The sequence below is a fragment of the Microcystis sp. M061S2 genome, assembly GCF_020245605.1.
Classification (GTDB): domain Bacteria; phylum Cyanobacteriota; class Cyanobacteriia; order Cyanobacteriales; family Microcystaceae; genus Microcystis.
The window spans coordinates 1-8228 of record NZ_JADBUP010000150.1 but is presented as its reverse complement, the minus strand read 5'-3'; the positions used below and the strand labels follow the sequence as shown (position 1 = coordinate 8228).

Annotated in this window: 10 protein-coding genes and 1 pseudogene; 8 read left to right on the top strand and 3 right to left on the bottom strand. The window is 37.3% G+C overall.

The genetic code is table 11. The annotated features are described in order from the left end of the window. Nucleotides 1-284: 284 nt before the first annotated feature. From IM475_RS21890 to IM475_RS21880, 3 genes are all read left to right on the top strand, one after another. Complete coding sequence (locus IM475_RS21890; protein WP_287729125.1) at nt 285-848, top strand: Uma2 family endonuclease; 564 nt, start codon at nt 285-287, stop codon at nt 846-848. 63 nt (nt 849-911) lie between these two features. Further along, nucleotides 912-1175 carry a hypothetical protein gene (locus IM475_RS21885; protein ID WP_002752205.1) on the top strand — a complete coding sequence of 88 codons (264 nt, stop codon included), beginning with the start codon at nt 912-914 and terminating at the stop codon, nt 1173-1175. After that, on the top strand, nt 1172-1609 hold the full coding sequence (locus tag IM475_RS21880) for a putative toxin-antitoxin system toxin component, PIN family (RefSeq protein WP_194015156.1): 438 nt from the start codon (nt 1172-1174) through the stop codon (nt 1607-1609). The genes IM475_RS21885 and IM475_RS21880 overlap by 4 nt, the downstream gene beginning before the upstream one ends. A gap of 40 nt (nt 1610-1649) precedes the next feature. Here IM475_RS21880 and IM475_RS21875 read toward each other — a convergent pair whose 3' ends face one another. Together IM475_RS21875 and IM475_RS21870 are read right to left on the bottom strand one after the other, a co-directional pair. Beyond that, the gene (locus IM475_RS21875) at nt 1650-3020 is read right to left on the bottom strand and encodes a helix-turn-helix domain-containing protein (RefSeq protein WP_287729124.1); all 1371 of its coding nucleotides are present in this window, start codon (nt 3018-3020) and stop codon (nt 1650-1652) included. Nucleotides 3021-3163: 143 nt separating this feature from the next. After that, complete coding sequence (locus tag IM475_RS21870) at nt 3164-3589, bottom strand: DUF29 family protein (RefSeq protein ID WP_287729123.1); 426 nt, start codon at nt 3587-3589, stop codon at nt 3164-3166. A gap of 291 nt (nt 3590-3880) precedes the next feature. Between IM475_RS21870 and IM475_RS21865 the strand changes: the two genes are divergently transcribed. The 4 genes from IM475_RS21865 to IM475_RS21855 all read left to right on the top strand — a co-directional run bounded on the left by IM475_RS21865 (nt 3881) and on the right by IM475_RS21855 (nt 6604). Further along, nucleotides 3881-5209, top strand: coding sequence for a PEP-CTERM sorting domain-containing protein (locus tag IM475_RS21865; protein WP_287729122.1), 1329 nt, complete (start codon nt 3881-3883; stop codon nt 5207-5209). Between the two features lie 226 nt (nt 5210-5435). Then, the gene (locus IM475_RS21860; protein WP_287729121.1) at nt 5436-5726 is read left to right on the top strand and encodes a DUF433 domain-containing protein; all 291 of its coding nucleotides are present in this window, start codon (nt 5436-5438) and stop codon (nt 5724-5726) included. A 182-nt stretch (nt 5727-5908) separates the two neighbouring features. Then, entirely contained in the window at nt 5909-5995 is an 87-nt protein-coding gene (locus IM475_RS23065) for a PEP-CTERM sorting domain-containing protein (protein WP_071823541.1), read from the top strand. A 156-nt stretch (nt 5996-6151) separates the two neighbouring features. Beyond that, nucleotides 6152-6604 (top strand): DUF29 domain-containing protein, encoded by a 453-nt coding sequence (locus tag IM475_RS21855; RefSeq protein ID WP_287729120.1) that lies wholly within the window; start codon nt 6152-6154, stop codon nt 6602-6604. A 382-nt stretch (nt 6605-6986) separates the two neighbouring features. On the opposite strand, the gene IM475_RS21850 is transcribed toward IM475_RS21855, so the two are convergent. Then, a complete protein-coding gene (locus IM475_RS21850; RefSeq protein WP_287729119.1) occupies nt 6987-7901 on the bottom strand; it encodes a hypothetical protein in 915 nt (304 codons plus the stop codon). A 173-nt stretch (nt 7902-8074) separates the two neighbouring features. Here IM475_RS21850 and IM475_RS21845 point away from each other — a divergent pair. Continuing rightward, nucleotides 8075-8228: pseudogene (locus IM475_RS21845) on the top strand (photosystem II q(b) protein); the annotation flags it as partial.

Genomic DNA, 8228 nt, shown 5'->3' with positions numbered 1-8228 from the left:
CCAGTCGATTCTCGATTCTCAAGGTCGTGTAATCGGTACTTGGGCCGATGTGCTGAACCGCGCTGGTATCGGTATGGAAGTAATGCACGAGCGCAACGCTCACAACTTCCCCTTAGACTTAGCTAGTGGTGAACAGGCTCCCGTAGCTCTGACTGCTCCCGCTATCAATGGTTAATTCCTAGTCTGAACGAAAAGGCACTCCCGCGAGGGGGTGCTTTTTTGTTGTTAGAATTCGGGAACAATGAAAAACGCTGCAAAATGCTTATTCTCAAACAATCATCATTATGACCGCTCTCACTGGAAAATATACTCTTAGTCAATATTTTGAGCGGGAAATACAATCCCAAACTCGCCATGAATATCTGGATGGAAAAATTATTGCTATGACAGGAGGAATACCGACTCATAATCGCATTATTAGTAATTTATTAGTGGCTTTATATACTGGACTAAAGAATCAACCCTATGCCGTTTTTGTCACCGATCAGCGTTTATGGATACCTGAGCGTCAAATAGCTACCTATCCTGATATTATGGTAGTGTCTGAACCTCTCACTTATCAAGAAGGACGCAAAGATACTTTAATTAATCCTGTTTTAATCGCTGAGGTTTTGTCTGCTGCAACGGCAAGTTACGACAGAGAAGAAAAGTTTGCCGCTTATCGAACCATTGCAACTTTTCAGGAATATTTATTGATTTCTCAGGAAAAATGTTATATTGAACATTTTCAAAAGGAAGGCGATTGCTGGGTGTTTACAGCTTATGAATTTGATAGGATAATTCATTTAAACTCTTTGCGTGTTGAGGTGGAGATAGCAGATATTTATAACAAGGTAATCTTTAGTTAAAGCTTTAAATTTGAAGCTTTTGTTATCATTAAACTAGACTAATCTTGATCAGGAGTTAATTTTATGATATCCCCTCAAATTATTGAACTGGAACAAAAGTTACGAAATTTTTCGTTTGAAGATAAACAATGGTTATTAGAACAGTTACACAAGCATTTAGAAGTTTTAAAAGAAAATGTAAATAGAAAACAGGCCAAAGATTTGATTATGGAAACATTAAATGAGGTTCAAAATATGCCCGATAATTGTTATCATGAAGTTTGGCAAAAATTTGATGACGCTTGTGTGAGAATTTCAGGAAACTTAGAAGAATCTGATTTACTATGATGTTTGCTCAAGATTCACCTCTTGTTATTCTTGATACTTCGGTTTTTCTTTCAGCTTTGTTAAGTAAAAATCCTAACAGTGCGCCTTGTCAAATTATTCGTTATTGGCGGGAGGGTAGATTTAAGTTAGTTATTTCTCCTCAATTATTGGAGGAATTGGTTGAAAAACTATTAGTGAAAAATATTGACAGAAATGATATTAAGGATATTTTAAGGGCTATTTTTTATACTGCTATCAAAATTCAAGGTATTTATCAAGCAACGCTACTCGATCAGGTTGATCCAAATGATAATATGTTTTTGGCAGCCGCTTACGAAATAGGTGCTGATTATCTAGTTTCTTTAGATAAAAAACACATTTTACCGCTAAAGCATTATCATCATACACAAATTTTATCGCCAAATTTATTCTTACAAGTTTTGCAAAATAGTTAAAGATAAAAATGCGATCGCATCTATCTGTAAAGAGATAATCCTAATCGTTAGGATTTCTTTTAAGATAAGATTTAAACACAGGATTAATAGGAAAATAGGACGAGGTTTCTGATGGTAATTTATCCAGTAAACAGCGTCTCATTAATGACTGAATAGCTGCCCAAAATTCAGAAGTAGATAAGTCAAGATTAGCAGTTTTGGGAAACTTTTCTACCGCTTCAGTTTGATTAGCTAACCAGTGCATCACCTTTTTTTCTGTTGCGGATAAACGCTGTAAATGACATTCGATCGAGTCTTCCATATCCCCCAAATAAATTTCATTTTTCATTTGTTCTAAAAATAAGGATACTTCTCCATCAAATAGCTCAATAATAGTTGAGGAGATGATATTTAACCAGTTAGGATGACCTTGATAAAGTTCCCTCAGTTCCGTCCATTTCTCCTCACTTTTTAAACCGTATTCTTTGAAGATTTCTTCAAATTCTGTCGTTAAACCTTGCAGGTATAAAGTTTTAATTTTATCGGATTTTAAGGTGACAAAATCTCTGGGAAGTTCCCAACTAATTAAAATCAAACAACTTTGATGAGATGTGGTAGCAATTTGATGAAAAAATTTATGATAATCCTGACAGTCGCTTAAATATTTACCTGCTAATTCCCCCGGTTTAAAAATATTCTGCACATCATCAAGAATAATTAAACAACGATAGGAGCTTAGATAATCTATTATATCAGGTAAGGGGGTTGATAGAGATTGGCTGAAAAACTGTTTTAGATCATCCTTGAGAGCGATTAATTGAGGAATATTTTCCAGACTGCGATAAATAATATAATCAAATTGTGGGGCAATTTCTGAAACTAATTTAAGGGTTAAGGCTGTTTTTCCAATTCCACTTAACCCATAAATAGTAATTAATCGAGTTTTATTATCTAGCCATTCTTTTAAGGTAGATAGTTCTAACTTACGTCCATAGTTACACCTTAATTCAGGAGCTTTTGTTAGGTTAATTATTGGGAATTGATGATCATTATCTGGAAAATTTGAAGAATTTTTTAAGTTGTTTTCTGAGTAGGGATTATTTTCTCGACAGATATTTATATGGTTATTGCCGATATTATTACAATGATAGTTAACAAAGTGATAAATAGTAGATGAAGCTTTATTTTCTAAAATAGAACGAACATTAGACTTTTTTATATCTTCTTGAAAAACATCTGATAACAGTTGCCACAATTTCCATGCTTCTTTTTTTATATGGTCATAACTGCGCTGATTATCTTTGGCAATTTCTTCGTAATCTTGATGTTCCCAAATACCCTGTAAGATGGATTCTTGCAACGAATCAAGATGTTTACCAGTTTTCTCTAATACCTGTTTATCTGTCCATTCTAAAAGGGTTTGAATATCCATATAAGTAAGTGATAGAACTTTTGTATTACTGTTTGGGATAAGGGAACAGATTTTAGTTTTCTCGTTTTTTTATAAATATTTGCCAAATTATTTTATTTCTGACATTTAAACCTCCTGATTTGTTTCCGACTGTCACCCGTTACTTAATCGATTAATATTAATGCCAATGCTTGATTAATAATTTTATTTTTATCAACCATAGCTTCAATTTCTTCTGGTTTATATATACCTTCAAAAGCTTCTAATGATGCTTGTCTTAAGGCTGAAAAATAAGCATCATCTAAGGTTTCTTTTAATTCTTCTGATGTTAGATAATTTCCTCCAGTTTTACGTCGTTGATTAATGCGTTGAATCTGTTTAACAGAATTAGAAATAGAGGTTTCCCCTGAGCGGGTACTGCGTTTTTCTGCTTGCTGTTTAATCAGATGTAATAATACAATAATACTAAAGCTGAAAATCTTATTGAGCTTATCATCTTTGCTCATTTCTGTCATTTCCTCTACCAAGATCAAGGCATCGGGAATATTGCCAGCTAGTAATAGATTTTTTAACTCTAATAATTCTTCCATTTTTTGCCTTTTTTTACTGATTAACCTCTTAATTTAGTAATTTGTCCTTTACATTAGATATTGTTAAAGTTGGAAAAACAAGCGAAAACTTTTGCCTGTTCTCTTGCCTTATTAAGGAAAATTTAGCCTTGTTTCATGAGCCTTGCCCTCCTTTTTGTCACTAAATCCCACTTTATCCCACGAAAATTATTATATCAGAAAATCCAAAATGGCCACAAATTCCCACAGACAAAACCAAAGTGAACATCTAGATTGTAAGAATCACTTAGTTTTTTGGAGTCTTATCAGGTTATGAACAAGATACTAGCTAATTGTATCAGCTTAGGGATCGGATTGGGGGCGATCGGGGTGGCTTTCCCGGCACAAGCCGCCGCCTCTACCCCTAGTCAAGCGGCCATAACAGGCTTTAATCTTAGTCAGTTCGCTGATTATACTCAAACTAGCAACGCTCAACCCAATAGTGGCTCTTTTACGTTTTTCCCTAGTATCAGATACACTGACGAGGCAGCCCTAACGAGTGCTTTTGTTTTTTACAATGGCACTGAGTCCTCTATCCCTTTGGATAGTCTGTTTCCTTTTAGAGACGAGTTTGTTGCCGCAAACCTTCTTACCTATCCTACTCTAGAGGCACTGGAAGCGGCGTTTCCCGATGGCACTGAGTACATATATACCATTGTTGGGGGAAGTTTGGGTACTCAAGCGGCGTTTTTGCCAACCGTCCCACCGAGAGCATTTGTTAATGATGTTCCTTTCTTGACGGGAACAACCTTCAATGACCTTCAAGGTTTTGATCCGAGTCAACCCTTTACTATTAGCTTCAATGGGACTTCCTTATTCCCAGACATTTTCAAAAATTTCAGCATCTTATCCACGTTGGGAGGAACTGTTTTTGACGTTTCTCTGAATCCTACTGATACCAGTCTCCTCTTACCCGCTAACACCCTTGCTCCCAACACTAGCTATGAGTTTGAATTGGAATATGTAGAAAGTGATCTGCTTTTTGAGACTGGTTTTAATGGAGCAAGATCATTGATTGCTTTTTTCACCCAAACTACAGGAGCTTTCACCACTGGTTCAATCATTGGTACAACTCCCGATAGTCCTCTATTCCCCACCCCAGATCCGAACAATCCCGATGGTTTTACCTTTCCTGGTGTTCCGGTCGGTGATAATGGATTGGGTATAATTAACCCCATCTTTTTCGATCCGATTGTGTCGGTAGGATACGATTACGCAGTGACAGGCGGACCCTTATTCGCCTCTGTTTTAATCCCCAATGCTCTCCCCCAAGGCGACAGTAACTTTATCCTAGAATTACCCGGATTTGGCAATTATTCTCTAGTTGCGGGAACGACTTTCAACTTGTTGGGTGTTAATCCCCTTGGCTTTAGTGATTTTCGCATCAGTGATATCGATCCTGCGGAAATGCTCGATCCAACTAATCCTACTGCTTTTGTGACGGGGTTAACATTTACTGCTCCTGGAACAGTAACAGTCACCCAAAACCCTATTACTGTAAGTGTTCCTGAACCGTCCAATTTATTGGGTTTAGGATTACTCGGATTCGGTGCTTTCTTCACGGGAAAATTGAATAAGAAGCAAGCAAAAAAAGACTCATAATAGCAATTATCGTTAATCCTGTTGCTTATATAACATGATGGCGATTTCCAACTTCAATCATCAACCTGACTTTGATGGGAAAGTCCATAAACTCCCTATTTTTGGGCATTTCAATCAGTTAGTGTCTAAATCATTAGATAAAAGGGCATCCTCGAAAAGGGGTGCTTTTTTGTTGTTCGGATGTATCGATCGAGCTACAATAAAAGGGACTTCTCTAGGCGAAAATATGGCTACAGGCATCGATATTGGTGAATTTATTGTTGCTAGTCCGGATATTTGTAATGCTCGTCCCCGGATCGCGGGAACTAGAATCACGATTCAAAGTTTAGTCATGGATCATAAAATGGGAATGAGTGCCGAAGCGATCGCTAAAGAGTATCCTCAATTAAGTCTGGCTCAAATTTATAGCGCTCTAGCGTATTATCACGCGAATAAAGAACAGATAGAGGCCGATATCGATGCTTACCGAGCCGATTGTGAAGACTGGGAATCCCGATATCGAGCCAGTGAATTGTAATGAGTCAAATCCGTCTCTACCTTGATGAAGATGCGGGTCAACGCTCGGTCCTGGAAGCTTTGCGGAATCTGCGGTCAGTAAGGTATAGCCATTTCAATTAAAATTGAGAATATTAATCCCAGAGTTCATAAGGGTTTTGTCGGTCTAGAGTGTATCAGACTTATCTGAAATGACTATAACTAATGATTTCGTTAGTACCGGAACCTAGTTCTATTTTAGGGTTAGGCCTGTTTTCTTTGGTGGGTTTTTTAATTAAGAAACGGTCATAATCTAACCTGACTTTGATGGGAAAGTCTATAAACTCCCTATTTTTGGCATTGCAATCAGTTAGCGTCTAAATCATTAGATAAAAGGGCATCCTCGAAAGGGGGGCTTTTTTGTTGGTGTATAATGGCAATATATTCTGAAGGATTGAGGAATAACCGATGATTCATGCTAGACAAAGTTTATCATCTATCTATGAAGAAGATTATCAGCAATGGCTAGATGAGACAGTTTTATTATTAAAAAATCGTCAAGTTGAGAGTTTAGATTATGAGCATTTAATTGAGGAGTTAGAAGCTTTGGGAAGGGAACAAAAAAATGCGGTTGAGAGTTTAGTAATTCAAATCATACAACATCTTTTATTCTATCAGTATTGGTCAAGCGAACGAGAAGATAATGAGCGACATTGGCGAGGTGAATTAATTGGTTTTCGGACTCAATTGGAATTAAGATTAACGACCAATCTCAGAAACCATTTATCTAATTGTCTCGATTATCTTTATGGTAAAGCCAGAAAAATTGCAGAGGTGAAAACGGATTTAAAATTCCCCTCAGAGAATCCTTATGCTTTAGCTGATATTTTAGACGAAGATTGGCTTCCTGAAATTAGGTAAAGAATTTTTCAGAGAATTTTAGCTAGGATGAAACCTAGTTTTTTAAGATAATTATTAATTTAAAATCTTCACTTTTTGGATGCTTAGATTCTTGAGCCTATTCTAATTCATCTGTAGAGATTTAAGAGAATATAATCACCACAAAATCAACACCATTGCTTGGTAAATAATCGCATTTTTATTCACAATTTATGCTGATTCGTTGACTCCATATTTTCCTTGAAAAGCCTCTAAAGTAGATTGTCCTAACGCTAAACCATAAGCATCTTTTCCGGTCTATCGCAATTCTTCATCTGTTAAATAATATCCTGCCGTTTTACGCCGTTTATTGCTTCTTTGAAGCTGTTTAAGCCAAGACGTATTTTAACCCAGCTTAATTAATTTATTCAGAGATGAATCGTCTGATTAAATCTTCTCGTGAAGACTCCAATAATAAACGACTAGACTCCATCGGTGATAACTTGAGCAATTCATCAATAACTTTTATTAAAGACTCATCCAATTCCCCAAACCTCACTTGCATTAAATTTTCAATAATTTGTCGTTGTCCTTGTTGAAGTCCTTGTTGAAGTCCTTGTTGAAGTCCTTCTCGTTTGGTCGCCTCTTTCCACTCTAAATAAGATTGAGATAAAGCCATAAATACCTCCCTATCTTCTGATTCTAAAAGATTGTTAATTTCAACACTCACGCGCCAACTGATCAATAATTCCATGACATTTTGACGGAAGGAATCGCTGGAAGGCAACTCAAGCAACTCTCTCACCGCTTGGCTTTGGGTTTTCCCCCGTCCCAACAATCTTAACAGTAAAGTGTCCGGGGTAATAGGTAACTGATTAATCGCTACAATTGCCGTTCGGTGAGAGGGAGATAAAAAGTAAATCCCTTCTGTCCAGTTTTCTAGTTCTAATTTAGCATCAAAACTCTCTAGGATCTGGAAACTAATAGAAGTAGCCAAAATCCATAATCTAGGTAAGTCATCCTCGTTTAACTCAGTTTTTTCCCGTTTCCCTTTCCGTTGAAGTTCAGCGAAAATCGAAAACAATTTTAAGATACAGTTGCGAATTTCCGTTCGATTGGGAGCATTGCGAAAAGGCTCAAGCAAAGTGCTTGTTGTCACCATTTGCCCTAAAAGACCCAAAGATTGAGCATTTCCCCGCATATTAGGGTGAGGAGAGAAGAAAATATCCACCTGACGGGTTTCATCCGCCACCTCTTTGCTGACTTCCACCTTTCCCAAAGGAGAAAGCAATTCTTCTAGGTATTGTTTGGCAAATTGGTCGTGAGGTTGTCGAGTCATATCTTCAATCTTAGATCAGAAAAGACCGAACCGCACCCGACCCATTTCATAACCTCAGCTTATCAATGGCATAAGTAACAATATCGTCAAACCCCTTTACAAACCGTTACAAACTCTCTAAGATAGAGACATCATCAATCGTACCTCGATAACTTAATAGGAATCATAAACCAATGACCACCACCTTACAACAGCGCGAGAGCGCTTCCCTGTGGGAGCAGTTCTGCCAGTGGATCACCAGCACCAACAACCGTCTTTATGTCGGCTGGTTCGGTGTGATCATGATCCCCACCCTGCTCACCGCCACCACCTGCTTCATCATCGCCT